The sequence below is a fragment of the Streptomyces sp. JH002 genome, assembly GCF_050916115.1.
In the GTDB taxonomy this organism is placed as follows: domain Bacteria; phylum Actinomycetota; class Actinomycetes; order Streptomycetales; family Streptomycetaceae; genus Streptomyces; species Streptomyces xiamenensis.
The window spans coordinates 647,590-666,860 of record NZ_CP087989.1; the positions used below are offsets into that span (position 1 = coordinate 647,590).

20 protein-coding genes are annotated in these 19,271 nt (G+C 71.9%); 8 read left to right on the top strand and 12 right to left on the bottom strand.

Translation table 11 applies throughout. The annotated features are described in order from the left end of the window. The first annotated feature begins 93 nt into the window (after nt 1–93). The gene (locus H7827_RS02620; protein WP_432742325.1) at nt 94–1,026 is read left to right on the top strand and encodes an alpha/beta fold hydrolase; all 933 of its coding nucleotides are present in this window, start codon (nt 94–96) and stop codon (nt 1,024–1,026) included. Nucleotides 1,027–1,111: 85 nt separating this feature from the next. Here the strand turns inward: H7827_RS02620 and H7827_RS02625 are convergent, their stop codons facing one another. From H7827_RS02625 to H7827_RS02635, 3 genes are all read right to left on the bottom strand, one after another. Further along, entirely contained in the window at nt 1,112–1,819 is a 708-nt protein-coding gene (locus H7827_RS02625; RefSeq protein WP_386538140.1) for a lytic polysaccharide monooxygenase auxiliary activity family 9 protein, read from the bottom strand. 90 nt (nt 1,820–1,909) lie between these two features. Further along, nucleotides 1,910–2,842, bottom strand: a complete 933-nt coding sequence (locus tag H7827_RS02630) for a helix-turn-helix domain-containing protein (protein ID WP_432742327.1) — start codon at nt 2,840–2,842, stop codon at nt 1,910–1,912. A 113-nt stretch (nt 2,843–2,955) separates the two neighbouring features. After that, the gene (locus tag H7827_RS02635; protein WP_200362930.1) at nt 2,956–3,201 is read right to left on the bottom strand and encodes a DUF397 domain-containing protein; all 246 of its coding nucleotides are present in this window, start codon (nt 3,199–3,201) and stop codon (nt 2,956–2,958) included. Between the two features lie 270 nt (nt 3,202–3,471). On the opposite strand from H7827_RS02635, the gene H7827_RS02640 reads away from it, so the two are divergent. From H7827_RS02640 to H7827_RS02655, 4 genes are all read left to right on the top strand, one after another. Next, a complete protein-coding gene (locus H7827_RS02640; protein WP_432742329.1) occupies nt 3,472–4,194 on the top strand; it encodes an ATP-binding protein in 723 nt (240 codons plus the stop codon). Between the two features lie 454 nt (nt 4,195–4,648). Continuing rightward, entirely contained in the window at nt 4,649–5,806 is a 1,158-nt protein-coding gene (locus H7827_RS02645; protein ID WP_432742331.1) for a sensor histidine kinase, read from the top strand. Beyond that, nucleotides 5,794–6,915, top strand: a complete 1,122-nt coding sequence (locus H7827_RS02650; protein WP_432742333.1) for a hypothetical protein — start codon at nt 5,794–5,796, stop codon at nt 6,913–6,915. The genes H7827_RS02645 and H7827_RS02650 overlap by 13 nt, the downstream gene beginning before the upstream one ends. Then, nucleotides 6,876–7,571 carry a response regulator gene (locus tag H7827_RS02655; protein ID WP_432742335.1) on the top strand — a complete coding sequence of 232 codons (696 nt, stop codon included), beginning with the start codon at nt 6,876–6,878 and terminating at the stop codon, nt 7,569–7,571. The genes H7827_RS02650 and H7827_RS02655 overlap by 40 nt, the downstream gene beginning before the upstream one ends. 58 nt (nt 7,572–7,629) lie before the next feature. On the opposite strand, the gene H7827_RS02660 is transcribed toward H7827_RS02655, so the two are convergent. From H7827_RS02660 to H7827_RS02690, 7 genes are all read right to left on the bottom strand, one after another. Beyond that, nucleotides 7,630–8,511 (bottom strand): ABC transporter permease, encoded by an 882-nt coding sequence (locus tag H7827_RS02660; protein ID WP_432742337.1) that lies wholly within the window; start codon nt 8,509–8,511, stop codon nt 7,630–7,632. Then, the gene (locus tag H7827_RS02665; protein WP_386538154.1) at nt 8,508–9,476 is read right to left on the bottom strand and encodes an ATP-binding cassette domain-containing protein; all 969 of its coding nucleotides are present in this window, start codon (nt 9,474–9,476) and stop codon (nt 8,508–8,510) included. The genes H7827_RS02660 and H7827_RS02665 overlap by 4 nt, the downstream gene beginning before the upstream one ends. Next, entirely contained in the window at nt 9,473–9,892 is a 420-nt protein-coding gene (locus H7827_RS02670; protein ID WP_432742340.1) for a lasso peptide biosynthesis B2 protein, read from the bottom strand. Before H7827_RS02670 ends, H7827_RS02665 begins: the two co-directional genes overlap by 4 nt. Beyond that, entirely contained in the window at nt 9,889–10,152 is a 264-nt protein-coding gene (locus H7827_RS02675; RefSeq protein WP_386538156.1) for a lasso peptide biosynthesis PqqD family chaperone, read from the bottom strand. The genes H7827_RS02670 and H7827_RS02675 overlap by 4 nt, the downstream gene beginning before the upstream one ends. Next, nucleotides 10,149–11,987, bottom strand: a complete 1,839-nt coding sequence (locus tag H7827_RS02680; RefSeq protein WP_432742342.1) for an asparagine synthase-related protein — start codon at nt 11,985–11,987, stop codon at nt 10,149–10,151. The genes H7827_RS02675 and H7827_RS02680 overlap by 4 nt, the downstream gene beginning before the upstream one ends. 106 nt (nt 11,988–12,093) lie before the next feature. Beyond that, entirely contained in the window at nt 12,094–12,204 is a 111-nt protein-coding gene (locus H7827_RS02685) for a lasso RiPP family leader peptide-containing protein (RefSeq protein WP_234389593.1), read from the bottom strand. A 300-nt stretch (nt 12,205–12,504) separates the two neighbouring features. Further along, nucleotides 12,505–13,035: a DUF1203 domain-containing protein gene (locus H7827_RS02690; protein WP_386538161.1), complete on the bottom strand. Its 531-nt coding sequence runs from the start codon at nt 13,033–13,035 to the stop codon at nt 12,505–12,507. Nucleotides 13,036–13,134: 99 nt separating this feature from the next. On the opposite strand from H7827_RS02690, the gene H7827_RS02695 reads away from it, so the two are divergent. Next, the gene (locus H7827_RS02695; RefSeq protein ID WP_432742345.1) at nt 13,135–13,848 is read left to right on the top strand and encodes a S1 family peptidase; all 714 of its coding nucleotides are present in this window, start codon (nt 13,135–13,137) and stop codon (nt 13,846–13,848) included. 118 nt (nt 13,849–13,966) lie between these two features. Here the strand turns inward: H7827_RS02695 and H7827_RS02700 are convergent, their stop codons facing one another. Then, nucleotides 13,967–14,845: a glycoside hydrolase family 19 protein gene (locus tag H7827_RS02700; RefSeq protein WP_386538167.1), complete on the bottom strand. Its 879-nt coding sequence runs from the start codon at nt 14,843–14,845 to the stop codon at nt 13,967–13,969. Between the two features lie 286 nt (nt 14,846–15,131). Between H7827_RS02700 and H7827_RS02705 the strand changes: the two genes are divergently transcribed. Beyond that, entirely contained in the window at nt 15,132–15,929 is a 798-nt protein-coding gene (locus tag H7827_RS02705) for an SGNH/GDSL hydrolase family protein (protein ID WP_432742347.1), read from the top strand. A gap of 66 nt (nt 15,930–15,995) precedes the next feature. Here the strand turns inward: H7827_RS02705 and H7827_RS02710 are convergent, their stop codons facing one another. Beyond that, on the bottom strand, nt 15,996–17,729 hold the full coding sequence (locus H7827_RS02710; RefSeq protein WP_432742349.1) for a cellulase family glycosylhydrolase: 1,734 nt from the start codon (nt 17,727–17,729) through the stop codon (nt 15,996–15,998). A 314-nt stretch (nt 17,730–18,043) separates the two neighbouring features. Here H7827_RS02710 and H7827_RS02715 point away from each other — a divergent pair, with 314 nt between their 5' ends. After that, nucleotides 18,044–19,159, top strand: a complete 1,116-nt coding sequence (locus H7827_RS02715) for a winged helix DNA-binding domain-containing protein (protein WP_432742351.1) — start codon at nt 18,044–18,046, stop codon at nt 19,157–19,159. Nucleotides 19,160–19,271 lie beyond the last annotated feature (112 nt).

Sequence of the window (19,271 nt, forward strand, 5' to 3'; positions counted from 1 at the left end):
AGGTGGTCAGCGGGAGCCGGCCGGACGACGCACGCCGGGAGCGCGCGCCCCATACAGCGGCAGCGGCCGTACGGGAGAACAGGGGAACCAGTGGTGGAGACCGAGACCCGCACCGAGGAGATCACCGCGCCCGACGGCGTCACCGTGGTGGCGCACAGCTGGCTCCCGCCCGGCGGCACCGGCGCCGTCCGCGGCTGGGTGCAGCTGGTGCACGGGGCCGCCGAGCACGGGCTGCGCTACGACCGCTTCGCCCGCCGGCTGACCGCGCGCGGCCTGGGGGTGATCGCCTCCGACCACCGCGGGCACGGCGCGACCGCCGCGCACACCGGCGGCCTGGGAGTGGTCGGCGCCTCCGGATGGCGGGCGGTCGTCGATGACCTGCGGCTGGTCGGCGAGCGGGCGCGCTCGCGGGTGCCCGCAGTGCCACTGGTGCTGCTCGGGCACTCCATGGGCTCCCAGCTCGCCAGGGACTACGCGCAGGAGTACGGGGACGGGCTCGCCGGTCTGCTGCTGACCGGGACCTTCCGCTCGCTGCCCGGATGCGATCCGCAGACGGCGCTGGATGAACTGCACCGGCAGATCGAGCGGGAGGGGCGGGCGGCGGCGTCAACCTTCGTACCGCGGCTGTTCGGGTCGTTCAACGATCCCTATCCGTTCCGCACCGGATTCGAATGGCTGTCCCGGGACACGGCGGAGGTGGACACCTACGTCGCCGACGAACGCTGCGGATTCCCCTTCAGCGCCGGGCTCGCGCTCGACTGGGTGGCGGGGAACCGCAAGATCAACGATCCCGCGCAACAGGCCCGGATCCCGCGCGACCTGCCCGTCCATCTCGCCGTCGGGGACCAGGACCCCTGCCACGCCCGGATGTCGCTGGTGTACGGACTGCTGGAGGACTTCCGCTACGCCGGCACCCGCGAACTCAGCTGGCGGGCCTACCCGGGGGCACGGCACGAGATCCTCAACGAGACCAACCGGGAAGAGGTCATCCGCGACCTGGTGACCGTGGTCGAGCGCTGGATCTGAGACCTTCCCGGGCCGGTGGCGCGCCGGACCTGCCACCCCCTCCGTGGGGGGCGAGGAGGTGGCAAGCCCGTGCGTCACTCCCGTGTCAGCCGAAGATCACATCGCTGCACAGGTAGTACGTCTGGTCCGTGTGCGCGGCCCGCCAGATCGTGTAGACCATGTGCCGGCCGGTACGTCCCGGAGCGCCGGCGTCGATCGAGACCGTGACACCGCCGAGCTGCGGTTCGGTGGACGGGGTGCCCTCGCCCGGCGCGTACGAGCCGGTGGTGCGCACCAGTTCCAGATCGCTCCACTTCAGGGCCTGGGTCGCCGGGTTGAAACCCTGTTTGGTGACGTAGATCTGGAAGTACGTGGCGCCGTGCAGGGCGGCGTCGTGCACCCGCACCGTGAAGTTCGCGCTGTTGGCGATGTTGGTCGCCTGCCAGGCGCCCACGGTGTCCATGGAGCGGTAGCGGCCGCCCTCGGCCTGGCCGCCGCTGCACAGCTGGCCGTCCGGGATGGCTGCCTGGTGGTTGTTGTTGACGCCGTCGCGGTACAGGCCGTTCCAGTTCCACATGGCGTTGGGGTTGTCCTGCCACGCCTGCCAGCACATGGGGTCCTGGTTGGCCATGTCCGGGTTCTGGAAGTCGTTGCCCCAGCGCTTCCAGCAGCTGTAGTTGCGGGACATCGGATCGATGGTGGAGCCGTGTGCGGCGGCGGTGTCCGCCCACGGGATGAGACACAGCAGCGCGGCGGTCGCCACCGCCAGGGCCCGTAACAGCCCGGAACGCCGTGAGTGTGCAAGGGAATACATGCCGACCCTCCATTGATGCGGCTCATGAATGGGAGCGCTCCCAGAGTAGGGCCGCAGCCGGTACCCGAACAGACGCCCGACCTGATCGACTCAGACCGGTCCCGCGCCGGGCACGGGCGGGTCGGGAAAGGAGAGACGGGAGAGGAACTCCGGGGTGCGGCTGTCCGGTTCGGCGCTCGCGCACAGGCTGTCCATCACGGCCATGTAGTCCTCGACATCGTCCCGCTTGTCGAGGTACAGCGCGCTGTTGAGCTGCTCCAGATAGACGATGTCCGGCAGATCGGGCTCCATGAAGCGCAGGATGGTGACCGGAGCCCCGGCGGTGGCCAGACCGCCGAGGTGGAACGGCGCGATCTGGATGGTCACATTGGGCAGTTCGGCCAGCTCGCGCAGATGCTCGATCTGGGCGCGCATCGCCGCCGCACCGCCCAGCGGACGGTGCAGGGCCGCCTCGTCGACGACCGCCCACAGCTTGGGGCCGCACCTGCGGCGCAGCAGCTGCTGGCGTTCCAGGCGCAGTTCGACCCGCCGGTTGATCTGCCGCGGCGTCTCACGGGGGTGGCCGAGCGCGATGCAGGCGCGCGCGTAGTCGGGGGTCTGCAGCAGCCCGGGGATGAACTGCACCTCGTAGGTGCGGATCACCGAGGCGGCCTCCTCCAGGCCGATGAGGGTCTCGAACCAGTTGGGCAGCACATCGCTGTACTTCTGCCACCACCCCGGGCTGCCGGCCTGCCGGGTGAGTTCCAGCAGTTCGGCACGGCGCGGGGCGTCGACCACGCCGTACAGGGTGAGCAGATCGGCGACGTCCCGCTCCTTGGCGGCCACCCGGCCCAGTTCCAGCCGGCTGATCTTGGCGTGCGAGGCGCGGATCGCCCGGCCTGCCTCCTCGGGACGGATGCCGCGGTCCTCCCGCAGCCGGCGCAGCTGGGTGCCGAGCACGATGCGCAGTGCGGTGGGGCCGCCCCGCGCGTGGGAGAGCAGGTTTGTCACGGAGGAGGCGCGGCCGGGTTCTGCTGAGGCCATCTGAGTTCCCCTGAGTGGTTGAAATGTGCACCCAGTGTCGCACTGCGGGGACGCCTGGTACAGCAACGCCCGCTCCACTCAGGGGAAATTCAGCTCCGTCCGGGCCGGACGGGTCAGCCCGTGACGTCGGCCAGATCGTCGAAATCGCCGTCCTTGGCGCCGTTGATGAAGGCGCTCATCTCGGCCCTGGTGTAGATGAGCGCCGGGCCCAGCGGGTCACGGGAGTTGCGTACGGCCACCGCGCCGTCGGCCAACGTGGCCACCTCGACACAGTTTCCGCTCGGGTTGCTGCGGGCGCTCTTGCGCCAGACGGCTCCCTCAAGACGCTCGGCTGACATCCCGTTGGCGAACTGCGGCATAACTCCTCCTCGGTCACCGTGCCGGCCCCTGCGGGCCGGTGGTGGGCGGTCGTTCGGATCCAGACCGATTACTTCCCCTGTCGGCGCGTGTTCTTGCATCTGTTCTTGCATTCGTTCTTTCAGATGTACTTGCAGCGATACGCTCGGTTCAGTGAGGATAGACCCAGCGGAGTCGTCGCTCAGAGTCAGCTCTTGGAAACACAGTGCAGCGGAGGACCTATGCCAGCTCACTCGCCGTGGTGGACGCCCGGGGAAACACCGGGGCAGCGAGTGAGGGGGGCGCGTGGTGCGGCGGCGCTCAGCCCCGCGGCCCAGCCGGGGCTGCCCGCGCTGCCGGCGCTCGGCGGACTGCCCGCGCTGCCGCCCCCGGACGGCCGTGGCCCGGTGCGTGGTTCGGACGGCGCCGAGCCGGACTCCGCCGGTTTCGCGACCTTTCCGCTTTCCGACTCGCCCACCTCCCCGGCCGCCGCGCGGGAGCTCACGCGCACGACCCTGGCCGGCTGGGGGCTGACGGAGCTGGCGGACGACGCCACGGTGATCGTCTCGGAGCTGGTCACCAACGCCCTGCGGTACGGTGCGCCGCCGACCGGTTCCGCCGGTCGTCCGCTGCCGCCGGCCACCCGTGACCAACCGTTTCTGCTGAGCCTGGTGCACTGCGGCGGTTCGGTGCTGTGCGCGGTCTTCGACCCGGGCAGCGAGGTTCCGGTGGTACGGGAGCCGGACTTCTTCCAGGAGTCGGGCCGGGGACTGCACGTCCTGGAGTCACTGGCGCAGACCTGGGGCTGGACCGCGCCGAACACCCACGGCAAGGCGGTCTGGGCGCTGCTGCCCCCCGCCCGTACGGCCACCGCGGGCGTGTCGGGGGCCACCGGCCGGGCGACGGGTCGTGAGGAGGCCGAGTGGAACCCGCTGACACGGCTGTTGCTGCTGCTGGAGTTGCTGAGCGGCCCCTCCTGGCTGAAGGAGCTCAGCGCGCGGGGAGTCGAGAACTAGGGGCAGTGACCACGAGCGTTGTTGACGCTGCTCGGGGCTTGATCACAGGCGAAGACCTCCGGTGTGCGGAGTTGACCGGGACCGCACCACACGGAGGTCTTCGTGACCCGCGGTAACGCCCGGCTGAGAGAAGTGGGCTCCGGAGCACAGACGCGGACGGGGCCCCCGTTTTCCGGACACCGGGTGTGTGCCCGTGCGGTCGCCCCCCGGTTCTCGCCCCGGGCCCCCGGACACCTCTCCTGAGCAGGGGCGGTCGCCGCGCGACGGATCTCCGGCGGGCCCCCGGGACGGGGCCGGGCGGACGGTCGACCGGTGGGGGGTGGATGGCTCGTTCTTGACGTAGTGCTACACCGCGGCTGACGTACTGTGAGCGGGACGGAACGTGCACTTCACAGGGGGAGCTGAAGTGACTGGGGAATCACGTCACCGTGGTCCGTTATGCAAGCGACCGTTATTGGCCACAGCAGAGTCGGGGGGACCGGCGCTCGAAGGAGTCGAGCGGCGCGCGCTCACCATGGCCGTCGCCATTCGCCTCTCCAGCGCCGTGGTCGGCGGGCTGGCGGCACTCATCGGCCTGTCGCCGCCCGCGGAGCGGGGGTGGGTGCTGGTGGCCGTGTCCGCCCTGTTCGCCTGGAGTGTGCTGTTCGCCGTCCGGGCCTCGCGCGGCGGGCTGCTGCCCTGGATGGTTCTGACGGATCTGGCGGTGGCGACCGTGCTGTGCCTGGTCCATCAGCGGCTGGTGCCGGACGCCGTGCAGGCCGCCAGCGCCGGGACCGGCTGGGTGGACGTGGTGGTGAGCACGGCGGTGTTCCTGGCGCAGTTCCTCATGGCCCAGCCGCACGGCCTGCTGGCGGCGCTGTGGCTCGCCGTCGTCTACGCGGTGGGAACCGCCGAGATCGGTGAGGCCACCGCCGTGATCGTGGCCCAGGGCCTTCTGGCGGCGGCGTTGATGACCCTGCTGCGACGGGCGGCACGGAACGCGGACGGTCTGCTGGCCGCCGAGGGCAGGGAGTGGGCGCGGACCAGGGCACGGGCCGCGGCACGTACCGATCAGCTCGATCAGCAGCGGGCCCTGCACGACACCGTACTGGCCACCCTCACCATGGTCGGCACGGGCGACATAGGCAGGAAGTCCCCGGCTCTGCGCGGCCGGATCGCCGCCGACCTGGAGGTGCTCGGGCGGCTGGGGGCGTCCCCCGGGGCGGAGCGCACGGATGCGGAGGGCCCGGCCCGGCTGGACCTCGCGCTGCGGTCCGTCGCCCGCACCCGGCGCCCGGTGCTGCGGGAAACCCGCGTCGACGTGGAGGTGACGCCGCTGCAACTGCCGCGTGAGGTGGTCGTCGCGATCTCCGCGAGCGTGGCCGAGGCCCTGTCCAATGTGGCGCGGCACGCCCGGGCCCGCAGGGCCGTCGTGACGGCCGGCTCCGAGCGGGGTCGGGTCATCGTCGAAGTGGCGGATGACGGGCGGGGGTTCGACCGGGGCGCGGTGCCGCCGCACCGCAGGGGGCTGCGGGAGTCCATCGTCGGCCGGATGGAGTCGGTGGGCGGCGACGCCGAGGTCCTGTCGCACCCCGGTGAAGGCACCCGGGTGCTGCTGCGGTGGCAGCCGTGACCGGCAACCCGGTCGAGGTCCGGTACGCCCAGGCGGTACGCATCGCGGTGGTGGTCATCGTGGCGGTGTGGCACCTGGGCTACGACGTCCTGCTGCTGACGCGTGACCAGGAGATCTACCAGCCCCGGTGGGCCGCCTTCGCGGCCTGGCTGGTGCTCGCCGTGGTTCAGGTGGTCGGCTCGGTGCTGCTGTTGCGCTCAAGGCTCTCGGCGGCCACGGCCAGGACGCTGGCCGTCATCGCCGTGGCCGCCGGCGCGATGGCCGTGGCCGCCTATCCCTCGCAGCAGTCCATCGGTGACTTCAGCTGGGCGTGGAACACGGTCGGCTGGTTCGGGGTCCTGCTGCTCCTGGAACGGCCGATCGGCGAGTTCGTGATCCTGCTGACCGTCAACACGGGTGTCACCGTGGTCGCCATGACGCTCGACGGAAGCCTCGGGGAGCCGGTCATGTGGGCCCGGCTGATCGCCGTCACCTACGCCACGGCCGGTATCCAGCTGGCTTTCGCGCTGCTGGGACGGCAACTCCACCAGGAGGCGCGCCGGGCCACCCGTACGGCCTCCGAACAGGCACGGAGTCTGGCGCGGGACGCGGCGGACGAGGCGATCCACGCGGAACGGCAGCGTCGTTACGGGGATCTCCAGCACCGGGTCCGGCCGTTGCTGCGCGGCCTTGCCGGGGGCGAGCTCGATCCCGCCGCACCCGCCGTGCGCCGCGCCGCCGCGATCGAGGCGGGCCGACTGCGCCGGCTGTTCGCCGAGACCGACGAGACACCCCACCCGCTCCTGCACGAACTCCGTGCCTGCGCCGATGTGGCGGAACGGCGCGCGGTCCAGGTCACGCTGGCCAGCTACGGCGACCTCCCGCCGATCCCGGCCGAGATGCGGCAGGCGCTGGTCGAGGCGTCCCTGCGGGTGCTGGCGGAGGCCAGGGACCAGGCCCGGCTGACCGTGCTGGCCGACCCGGACGAGGTCGTGGTGAGCGTGGTGGCCGGCGTCGGTCCGGACGCCGGTTTCGAGGCTCCGGACCTGCTGCCCACATCGGTCCAGTTCGACGAGGAGGAACGTGAGCTATGGGTGGAGACGACGTGGGCGGTGCCGGGGGGCGGCTGAGCGTGGGGATCATCGACGATCACCCGGTGGTGATCGAGGGGGTCCGGACGTGGCTGGCCGAGGAGCCGAGCGTGGACGTGGTCCTCGTGGGGGAGACGGCGTCCGGCCTGACCCCGGGGGTCGCGGATGTGCTGGTGATGGATCTCAATCTGAACGGGCGGATGGTCCTGGACGACATCGGCGCACTGACCGGCGCCGGGCAGCGGGTCATCGCCTTCTCCCAGTTCACCGAAGTCTCCGTCGTCATGGGGGCGCTGAACGTGGGGGCGTCGGACTTCGTCGCGAAGAACGAGGGGCGCGCCCACTTGCTCAACGCGGTACGGGCGACCGCGGCCGACCGCCCGTACGTCACCCCCACCGCGGCCGGGGTCCTGGTCGGTGACCGCAGCGCGCAGCGGCCCGCTCTGTCGGCGCAGGAACGGGTCGCGCTGCTGTGGTGGTTCCAGTCGATGTCGAAGGCGTCGGTGGCACGGCGGATGGGCGTGTCCGTGCACACGGTGGACATGTACATCAAACGGGCCCGGGTGAAGTACGCCAACATCGGCCGGGCCGCGCCGACGAAGGCCGACATGCTCGCCCGGGCGATCGAGGACGGGCTCATCGGCGCCGACGAGATCACCGGCTACCGGTCGGTGGCGGCCGGTGAAGGGACGTGATCCGCTGATCGCCGGCCCCACCAACCGCCCCGTGCGCCCGGCGCGTGGCCCGTCCGGCTCACTCGGCGCGTGCGAAGCGGTGGGCGGCCAGGGTGAGGGCAACGGCCCCCAGCCCGGACATCACCGCCAGTTCGAGCCCCAGCGGCGGCACCCAGCCGCCCCAGTCGAGCCCCGGCTCGAAGGTGCCCGCGGGCAGTCCGTGGGCGACCGTCTGACGCAGCGCGTCCACCGCGTAGGTCAACGGGTTGAGCAACGTCAGCACCCGCAGCCACAGCGGCAATCCGTCCAGCGAGAACAGCGCCCCCGACAGGAAGAACAGGGGGAGCATCGCCAGGCTCGACGCCGACTGGAACGTGGTGATCCGGGTGATCCATACCGAGGCCAGGGTGATGAACGCCGTCATGGTGAGCGCGATGAGCGTCAGTTCGGCCAGCAGCGCCAGCAGGAGCAGCGGATGGTAGGACAGGCCGGCGAAACCCGCGAAGGCCAGCAGCAGTCCGCCCTGCAGGGCGGCCGCCGTGGCACTGCCCAGGCACTTGCCGATCAGCAGCGTGCCGCGCCGCACGGGGGCCACCAGGACGCCGCGCAGCAGCCCGACCTCGCGGTCGCGCACGATCGACAGTCCGGCGGCGAGCGCCGGAGCCTGGACGGCCATCAGGAGGATGCCCGGGAACAGGTAGCTGACGTAGTCGCCGTCCCCCGTGCCCGAATCCAGCATGCTGCCCAGGCCGGTGCCCAGCACCAGCAGGAACAGCAGAGGGTTGAGCAGCATCAGCACCATGTGCACGCGGTTGTTGGCCAGCCGCAGCAGTTCGCGCCACCACAGGGCGCGGAGCGCCCGCACCTCGCGTCGCCATCCCCTGCGGGGGGATCCGGCCTCCCCGTCCCCGCCCGCGGTCCCGGCGGACCTCACGGGATCCCGTACGGCGGAACGCGTCATGTCGGCCCCTCTCCCACCGGCACCCCCGCGGCGTCCCGGATGGAACGGCCGGTGTGGTGCAGAAACACGTCGTCCAGGCTCGGCCGCGTCACCGAGACCGACCGGATTCTGGCCGGGAGCCCGGCGCACAGCACTGGCACCATGGCGGCCCCGTCCGCCGCCGACACGCGCACCCCGTCGGGGCCGGTCGTCGCCTCCAGGGCGAACCGGGCGCGAACCGCCGCCGCGGAGGCCTCGTCGTCCTCCGTGCGCAGTTGGACGATGTCCGATCCCACGGCGGACTTCAGCTCCCCCGGGGTTCCCTCCGCCACCACCCGCCCGTGGTCCACGACCGCGATGCGGTCGCAGTGTTCGGCCTCCTCCAGATAGTGCGTGGTGAGGAAGACGCAGATGGACTCCCGCCGGCGCAGATCGTTGAGGCTCTCCCAGACCCGGGCGCGGCTTTGCGGATCGAGCCCGGTGGTGGGCTCGTCGAGGAAGAGCACCCGTGGCCGGTGCATCAGCACCCGGGCGATCTCCAGCCTGCGCCGCATACCCCCCGAGTAGGTGGCGACCGGAGCCTTCGCCCGGTCGGTCAGTTCCATGAGATCCAGTACGGAGCGGGCCGCGGCCCGGCCCCGCTCCCTGGGCATGCCGTACAGCTCGGCGTGGAAACGGAGGTTCTGCTCGCCGGTCAGGTCACGGTCGCTGGTCGACTCCTGGAACACCGCGCCGATCCTGCGCCGTACGGTCTCCGGCTGACGTGCCACATCGGCGCCGGCCACCTCGGCGCTGCCGGTGGTCGGGCGCAGCAGCGTGCAGAGCATCGAGATGGTCGTGGACTTGCCCGCGCCGTTGGGGCCCAGGAAGCCGAAGGTCTCGCCCGCTGCCACGGTCAGGTCCAGGCCCGCCACCGCCTCGACGTCGCCGTAGCTGCGGCCCAGGCCGCGGGTGTACACGGCCGGTGCGTCGTCAGCCGTGTTCATCGGCGCGCCCGCACGGACATGATGGGCAGGAACAGCCGCAGAGACGCGTCGTGTTCGCCGACCGGCCGGCCCTCGGCCGCCACCCACGCGTGGGCGCGGAAGGGCTGTGTGCGGACCCCTGTGTACCAGTCGGGCCAGCGGCCCCGGGCCCGGCACAGCAACGCGGTGGCGATGGAGCGCTGCAGACACCACGGGCCCGCGCACCGCACGCTGACCGCCACCACCGCGTCGCGGGCGCGCAGCGCCCCCGCGTGGTCGGCGGGGCGGGCGCCCCGGCTCAGGAACTCCATCGCGCGCCGCATCCGGCGCGGCGAGAGCCGCGCGAGCAGCAGGGCGACGCCGATGGCGCAGCGGGCCGCGATCCGGTGGCGGAAGGGCGGGGCGGGGGACGTCTCGGTGACGACGGAGCCGCTCATGAGACCAGCTCCGCGGCGCGCAGCGCGGCGACCAGCCGGTGGACGTCCTCCGCGACCCGCTCCCGGTCGGCGGGGGTGTCGGGAAGACGTTCGCACAGCAGCGCCACCGCCGACTGCGGTGTACCGCCGTCGCGCAGGCAGCGCAGCACGGTCGCGCCCGTCTCGTTCATCTGCCAGTAGCGGCCCTGCCTCTCGTCGAGCAGCACCACGCCGTGCTCGGTCTCCGTCACGGCCACGTGGGCGGCCAGGGTGAGCTTCATCGTTCTCCTCCTTCGGAGCGGCCCGGCGCCGCGGGCACCCGCGTGCCGCCCACCGCGACCGCGCGCAGCCAGGACTCGCAGGCCAGCGTCATGTCGAAGGCCGCGAAAGGGCTGGTGTTCACGTGCAGACCCGTGATCAGGCCGCGCAGCGCCGCCCCGTCGATCAGTCCGAGTCGTGCGAGGCGGGAGTCCTCGCACAGGGCGAGCAGTTCGGAGCGGTGCTCGCGCAGGCCCGTGTACAGCTCCTCGCTGTAATCGCCCTTGGTGCGGCGGCCCAGCACTCCGTCGGGGACGATCCCCCGCATCGCGGTGGTGAGCACGGGCTTGTAGCGGCCGGCCGCGATGCGGTCCTCCAGCCGGATCGCCATGGTCGCCTCGATGACCCGGTCGTCGAGGAAGGGCGCCTCGTAGCTCACTCCGTACCGCTGGGTGACCCGCGTGGCCCTGCGGGTCATCGTGCCGCAGACCTGTACGGCCCTGAGCATCTCGTGGTGCACGGGAGTCGGGGCCAGGGGCTGCGGCTGCCGAGCCGCCGCGGTGGCCAGCCGTTCTTCCACCAGGTCGAACGCGTCGCGGGTGACCCAGGGCGGAAGAGAGGGGGCCACCTCCCAGTCCGGGCCCTCCATGGGGCTCCCCGTGCCGGAGGCGAGGGAGCGGGCGGCGGCGGCCATCCAGTCCGGGTACGCCGTGCCGTTCCGCAGATAGTTCAGGGCCCGCGGCGTGCTCCAGCGGTTCATGCTCTTCACGATCCGCGCGGAGCGCAGCGCGCGCAGCGGATGGCTGCGGACGAGAGCGTGGACGCACGAGGCGCGGGCGTGGAACAGCTCGTCCCCGCCGATGCCCTGAAGATGCCGGCCGGAGCCGTGCGCGGAGACCGTGCCGGCCAGGTGCTCCAGCTTGCCGCGCGTGCGGATCAGCGGGTACGGGCCCTCGATGTCGCTGCCGTGCTCCAGTGCCCCCGCGTACCAGGTGGGCACCGCGTCCGGAGTATCGGTGAGCGCGGTGACCCCCGGGAGTTCGGACTCGCACAGGGCGGCCCACGTCCGGTCGTCATTGGACGGGTCGAGCGGCAGGTGGTGGTAGGTGATCAGTGGGCTCGGGCCACGGGCGGCGAGGAAGCACAGGCTGGTGGAGTCCATGCCGCCGGACAGGTCCGCGCTCACCGTCCGTCCGGGAGCGGTCCTGGCGGCAACGGCGTCCGTGAGTGCCTGGCGCAGCACGCCGGCCCCCTCGGACAACGGGACCTCGGGCTCCGGTGGCGTCCACCAGCGCACGGCGGACGATGGGCCCTCGCCGCTGACCCGTAACCAGTGGCCCCCCGGCAGGGCCTCGACACCACGCCAGGGACACAGGGTGGACAGCGGCCAGGGCACGCCGGGGAACAGCAACGCCAGCGCGATGTCCTCCTCCGCGATGCCCGCGCCGGTGAGGGCCGCGATGCTCTGGGGCCGGTCGGCCGCCACCGTGACGCCCCCGGCCACCCCGTGGAACACCTGGTGCACCCCGGCCAGGTCGCCCTGGACCCGGAGCCGGCCGCCGAGCGAGGCCAGGAGAAAGCAACTGCCGGACAGCCGCCGGGTGAGGGAGTCGAGTCCGGCCATGGACAGTCCCGCCCGCAGAGGCGCCGTCAGGTCCGCTTCCGAGGCCCCGGTACGACCGAGCAGAACCACACGGTCGGGCCCCGCCGCGGCCGAGGTCAGGTCGGCCTCCGCCCAGCGGCCGACAATCCACGGGCGTCCCGAGGGGTGCCGGATCACCTTGCGCGATCCGTCCCTCAGCAGGTCCTCCCCGAGGGACACCGCCGCCGGGTGATCGGGAAAGGCCAGGAATTCCACGGCAAACCTTCCTTGGATGGGGTGAGGTGTTTCCGGGTGGCCGGCACGGAAGCCCGTGCCGGCCACCCGGTCTTCAGCGCATCAGGCTGATGCGCGCCGGTTCAGCTCAGAACCACCAGGCGCCGAAGAAGTCGATCCAGTAGCCGTCGCGGACGGCCCGGGTCAGCTCGGCGTAGTCGCCCACCTCGACCAGCATGGGGGTCTCGTAGTTCTCCATGACGAACCTCCTCATTTCCCGTGAACGCCGGAACACCGGAGTGCGCATGAGCCGAGGCCCATTTCCGGAATTCCCACCCGGAGTTGGGTGCCTTGCGGGAAAGACGCTACGGACGGCCCGTGCTCCGCGCATGACCCCTGTACAGGGGACACGGCGCCCGGAACCGTTCCGCGCGGGGCGCTCCGGGACCCCCCGTACGCAGCAGGCCGCGCCCCGGACCTCCGGGTGCGCGGCCCTGCGGACATGACGCGGGCCCGGCGGCGGGCGGTGGCGCGCGCCGGTCACCGGGGCCCCGGTGCATCAGTGCCGGAACACGCCGGGGGTCGAGGGAACCTCGTACAGGAAGCAGCCGTACTCCACCGCCCGTATGTGCACGCGTGCGACCTGCGGGTCGGCGAAGGCCGTGTGCAGCGCCCGGTCCACGGTGGCTCGCGCGCGCCCCGGGTCCTGGGGCAGCCGCACGAGTTCGCCTCCCGTGATCCACCCTTCGCCGCTGTACCGGCGCAGCACGCGCAGGGCTCCGGTCTCGGCGAACGGATGAGCGATCGCCGGGTCCGGGCCCTCGCACCGGTCGGTGTGGACGAAGACCGGCCCCACCTCGTCGTACGCTCCCGGGTCGACGCCCTTCTCCGCCGCCCACCGGCGCAGCGGGGCGTAGGAGAGAAGCGAGACGCGTTCCCCGGTGCGGGCACGGCGCAGACAGCAGCGCAGCGGCGATCCGTTCGCGTCGTGCGGGTGCGGACGGGGAACCGCCCCGGCGTCGTCGCGTGTGCGCAGGGCGTCCAGAACGTGCGCGGGGATGGCGGACGCCTGATACCTCACTGTCGTCATGCGCCCAGGCTGCCCGGCCGCGGCGGCCGGCACCGGCGGGATCACGACACCGCGCTCGGCGGCCTGAGGTCGGGGCGCGGCGGGCAGAATGACGGGGGCATGTCATACGTGCGACTGCCCCTCTTCCTCACTCCCCAGGAGGCCGCCATGCGTCTGCTCCGGTACGGAACCGCCCTGTTGGCCCTGCTGACCGCGGTGTCGCTGCTCATCGCGACGCCCGCCGTCGCGGCAGGCCCGACGGTACGCGGCGGCGACCGCGTGTACAGCTCGTCCGGCGGCTCCTGCGCCATCGGCTTCAACGCCCACGGCGGCGGGACCCAGCGCTACGGCCTGCTCCCGGGCGGCTGCGGCGGCACCGGCACGACCTGGTACGCGGATTCCGCCCTCACCGTGCCGATCGGCACCACGGCGGCGAGCTCCTTCCCCGGCGGTGGATGGGCACTGATCCAGTACAACGCGACGGTGAACGCGCCGGGTGAGATCAGCATCGGCGGCGCCGGGTACCCGATCACCGGGGCCGCCTCGCCCGTCGTGGGCGGGCGGGTGTGCCTGGCGACGCCCACCTCGGGGACGAGATGCGGCACGGTCACCGCCGTCAATCTGACGATCAATGCCGGGAGTGGGGCCTACACCGGGGTCTTCGCCGCGAACCTCTGCGTGGAGGCCGGCACCGCGCCCGGCACGCCGTCCTTCTCCGGCAGCGCCGGGGTGGGCGTGCTGATCGGGAGCAGCGGCAACTGCGCGACGGGCGGCACCTCGTACCACCTGCCCGTCGTCCAGGCCCTGAACTCCTTCGGCCTGTCCCTGGCCTGAGGCGCGCTGCCGCCACGTGGTGCAACCCTTCATGGCCGGTCAGCCCCCGCCCGGCGGGCCGTGGTGGCTCGCCGGGCGGAGGCGCGGGGCGCGCGGGGCGCGCCGTACGTGCCCCGGATCAGCAGTAGAGGTTGCCGCCGGTGGTGGTGCCCAGCAGCTGGCTGAAGTGGGTGAAGGTGTTGACCCGGCTCTGGACCTGGCCGGGGTTGCCGCCGTTGCACTCGATGCTGCCGTTGATGCTGCGGATCGACTCACCGAAGCCGGCGCCGCTGACGATGGCCTGGTGGCCGCTCATGTTCCCGGCACCCGACTGGGTGTTCCAGAACCACAGGGCGGTGCGCCAGGCGACGGCCGCGTCGTTCTGCACCAGCCAGGGGTTGCCGAGCAGGTCGATGCCGAGGGCGTCACCCGCGGCCTTGTAGTTGAAGTTCCAGCTCAGCTGGATGGGACCGCGGCCGTAGTAGGCGGCCTGGCCGGCCGGGCAGCCGTAGGACTGGCTCCAGTCGCAGTAGTGGGGGTAGTTGGCGGTGTTCTGCTCCACGATGTGGACCAGGCCGCCGGTCTCGTGGCTGACGTTGGCGAGGAAGGCCGCGGCCTCGCGGCGCTTGACCTCGTCGCTGCCGGTGTTGGCGAAGCCGGGGTAGGAGCTGAGCGCCGCGACCAGGCCGCTGTAGGTGTAGAAGGAGTTCCGGTTCGGGAACATCTGGTTGAACTGGGCCTCGCTCACCACGAACCCGCTCGGGTTGCCCGGGTTCCCGCCGCCGTTACAGCTGTGCGGATGCCAGTACCAGTAGCTGATGACCGGGTCGTAGCCCGGGTTCTCGTGTTCCGCGCGGTAGTAGCTGCCGTTGTACCGGACGATGCTGCCGGCCGGGTACCAGGTGCCGGCGACCCAGTCCGTGGCCGTCTCGCAGGTGGTGCCGGCGGCCCGGACGGGAGCCGCGTTCACCGCGGGCACCAGGGTGGCCCCGAGTCCGACGGCGAGGAGGACGGTCATCAGTAACGTGACGAAGCGTTGTCTCAGCACGCGGTTTCTCCTTGGAGGAGCGACGGCGTGGCCGCGGCCACGCCGTGCCGTGGGGGTAACGGCCACACTGAAGCGCGACCGGCCCACCTCCGTCAAGGTCTAGACCAGACCGATACGCGGAGCCGTACCTTTCCGCAACGAAGCGCCCTCCCCCCATCGTTCGCCGGGACTTCATCCGCGATTTTGGCATGAACACTTCCTTCAACGCGCGTAGCTTGCTACAAGTGCGGCAGCAGACCCGCTCGTTGGAGGCTCAGTGAGATTGACCCGATCCCTGTCGGCCGCATCCGTCATCGTCTTCGCCCTGCTGCTCGCGCTGCTGGGCATCAGCCCGGCCCAGGCAGCCGGCCCGGCCTATGTGGCCCTGGGGGATTCCTATTCCTCGGGCAACGGCGCCGGAAATTACATCGATTCGAGCGGTGACTGTCACCGCAGCAACAACGCGTACCCCGCCCGCTGGGCGGCGGCCAACGCACCGTCCTCCTTCACCTTCGCGGCCTGCTCGGGAGCGGTGACCACGGATGTGATCAACAATCAGCTGGGCGCCCTCAACGCGTCCACCGGCCTGGTGAGCATCACCATCGGCGGCAATGACGCGGGCTTCGCGGACGCGATGACCACCTGCGTCACCAGCTCGGACAGCACCTGCCTCAACCGGCTGGCCACCGCCACCAACTACATCAACACCACCCTGCTCGCCCGGCTCGACGCGGTCTACAGCCAGATCAAGGCCCGTGCCCCCAACGCCCGCGTGGTCGTCCTCGGCTACCCGCGCATGTACCTGGCCTCGAACCCCTGGTACTGCCTGGGCCTGAGCAACACCAAGCGCGCGGCCATCAACACCACCGCCGACACCCTCAACTCGGTGATCTCCTCCCGGGCCACCGCCCACGGATTCCGCTTCGGCGATGTCCGCCCGACCTTCAACAACCACGAACTGTGCTCCGGGAACGACTGGCTGCACTCACTCACCCTGCCGGTGTGGGAGTCGTACCACCCCACCAGCACGGGCCATCAGAGCGGCTATCTGCCGGTCCTCAACGCCAACGCCTGACCGGCCCCGCGAACGGCGGCGCCCGCCCCGCGCGTCACGCGCGGGGCGGGCGCCGCAGCGCGTTGATCAGCCCACAGTGCCGGTGACGGTCCCACCGTCACGGTCGAGGGTGTACGTCACGGTGGCGCCGCTCCAGAAGTGGAACGTCAGCAGGACCGTGGAGCCGTCCCTGACCTCGTCGAAGAACTCCGGGGTCAGCGTGATCACCCCTCCCCCGTAGCCGGGGGCGAAGGCGGCGCCGAACTCCTTGTAGGACGTCCAGTCGTGCGGCCCGGCGTTGCCACCGTCCGCGTAGACCGCTTCCATGGTCGCCAGCCGGTCCCCGCGGAACTCGGTGGGGATGTCCGTGCCCAAGGTGGTCCCGGTGGTGTCCGAGAGCACCGGCGGCTCGTACCGGATGATGTGCAGATCCCAGGGAACGCCACGGGCGAACGCGACCGAGAGCACCGCGCCGACCCCGTGCGGGCGGTCCGCCGTGAGGCGGGCCAGGGTGTCCGCGGCGAGGGTGAGCCGGTCGCCCTCCACGGTGTAGTCGGTGCCCGCGACCAGTACGTCCGTGCCGTGCCGCACCGCCGTCACCGTCGTGCCGGCCAGGGAGAGCCCGACGGTCGCCGCCTGCGGGGTCCCGGTCGCCGGGACGAAGATCTGGTCGGTGGACCCGGTGGCCGAGTCGACCGTCCAGCTGGAGCTGATCTGCCGGTACAGCGCCGGGTCGCGCCAGGTGAGCGCGGTGCGGTCGAAGTGCTGGCCGTTGTCCCACCACATGGTGGTCAGCTGCTTCTGCCGGGCGTAACCGCCCAGGAACTCGAAGAACTTGAGCTTCTCGCCCTGCTGGATGGTGTCGGTGCTCCGGTCGAAGCCGAGCAGTCCGTACTCCCCCACGATCACGGGGACGCCGCGTGCGGTGAAGGCGTCGTGCACCCGGTCGAAGGTGTCGGTCAGATCCTGCCGCGCGACCGCGTCGAAGCGGGTGCCGCCGGCGACGTTCACACTGAACGGCCAGTAGCCGTAGAAGTGCACCGTGGCCACCAGCTGCGGATCGTCGATGGCCTCGATGGTTTCGGCCAGTTCGTCCACCCGCTCTTGCTCGGGTGAGGCGTGCAGGGTCGTCAGGACGAGGGGGCGGGAGGCGTTGGTGCCGCCCGTGTCGCGCACCCGCTCGACGAAGACGCTGTTGAGCTCGTGCAGCAGCTCCGCGTTCTGGGCGTCACCCGAACTTCCCTCGAAGAACGGTTCGTTGATGCTCTCCAGCAGCAACCGCGGCGGGGCGTCCCGCACCGCCGCGGCGATCTGGTCCCAGGTCGCGGTGAACCGCGCCAGCACGGCATCGCGCTGGGCGGGCATCTCCATCACCCACTGCCAGGAGTCGTGATGCACGTTGAGCAGGACGTACAGATCCTCCTCCAGTGCCCAGTCGACGACCTCGGTGACCCGGGCGAGATGGTCGGGGTCGATGGCGTACGCGGGGGCTGGGCCCTGGTGCTGGCTCCAGGTCACCGGGATCCGGACGCTGTTGAAGCCCTGCGCGCGGATGGCCCGCAACTGCTCACGGGTCACCCGGGGGTTGCCCCAGGAGGTTTCGTCGGGTCCGGTGGCATCCAGGGTGTTCCCCAGATTCCAGCCCGGCTGCATCGCGGCGACCGCGTCCGCCGCCGATTCCCGGGTCCCGGGGTCGGCCCCGGTCCCGGGCCACGCCGGCGACGCTCGCTCCGTCGCCGCGGAGACCGGGCCCGCCGGCCCCAGGATCAGTATCGCCAGCGCCGCCAGTGCGGCGTACCACCATGATGAACGGCTCTTCACCCTCGCACCTTCCGTTCGTTCGCTGCCTGTCCAGGACAGCGGCGGCTCGTACGGGAGAGGTCATGGGAGCGCTCCCAATCGGGACTGTAACGGCTTGTCCCCCAGACGTCACCGGTGCGCGCGGCAGTGACAAGGCGGCGGGCCGGGGGCGGGGCGGCAGTCCGGCGAATGGGGCCACGCGGCCCCGCTGTCCGCCCGGAAGGGGACATCCACTGGCCGCTACCCCTGCGAGGGTGGACGCAGTGCCGGAACGGCCCGCCACCACGCCGCCGCTCACCCCGGCCCCACGCGATCGAAAGGAACAGTTCCCGCCCATGACCGTTCTGGACACCCGCTCCCTCAACCGCGCGACCCTCGCCCGGCAGTTGCTGCTCGACCGCGCCGGCCTGCCGGTCCTCGACGCCGTCGCGCGACTGGGCGGACTGCAGGCGCAGGAGCCCCAGGAACCGTTCACCGGACTGTGGTCCCGGCTGCGGGACTTCCAGCCGAAGACGCTCTCGGACCTGTTGCTGGAACGGCGCGTCGTGCGCACCCATCTGATGCGCCGCACCGTCCATCTCGTCACCGCGGACGATGTGCTGGCCTGGCGCTCCCGGCACGACGCCATGCTGCGTCAGCGGGGGATCGGCGCCTACCGTGCCGAGCTGGCGGATGTCGACCTCGATGAACTGGCCGCGGCCGGACGGGCGGTGCTCGCGGACGGCGAGCCCCGTTCGATGGCCGAGATGGCACGGGCGGTGGCGGACCGCTGGCCGCGGCCGGCCCCGCGCGCGCTGGGCGAGGTGCTGGTGGCGGCGCTCATCCCGATGGTTCAGCTGCCGCCGCGCGGGCTGTGGCGGACCCGGGCGGGGGTGCGCAATCTGCCGCTGTCGGCCTGGCTGGGCCGGGCGATCGACCCGCTGCCCGAGGACCCGTCCGATCCGGTCGGCCAGGCACTGGTGCGGCGCTACCTGGCCGCGTTCGGTCCGGCCGCCACCGCCGACCTGCGCGCCTGGAGCGGGCTGGCCGGGTTGCCGGCGGCGGTCTCGGCGATCCGTGCGGAACTGGTCTCCTTCCGGGACGAGCGGGGCCGCGAGTTGCTGGACCTGCCCGACGCGCCGCGCCCCGACCCGGACACCGTGGCCCCGGTCCGGTTCCTGCCGGCGTTCGACAACGCGCTGCTGGGCTACGCCGACCGGGGCCGGATCGTGGACGACGCCCATCGCGGCCTGTCGGTCAGCGGTGCCCGCGTGGTGCTGATCGACGGCCGGGTCTCCGCGACCTGGACGGCCCAGGACGGCACGGTACGGGTCGTACCGCTGCGCCGGTTCTCGGCGGCCGAGCGGGAGGAGGTGGCGCGGGAGGGCGCGGCACTGGCGTCGTTCCTGTCCGACGGAGACAGCGACCGGGTACGGATCGGGGCGGAGCCGGTCACCGGCATGGCGCGGTGAGGCGCCGGGAGCGTCATCGCGTCCGCGTCACGGCCGCCCGACGATCGGGCGCGAGGACGGGGACGGGTCTTCCGCGCCGGGCCGCGCACGACGACGCGTGGGCCCGTCGCAC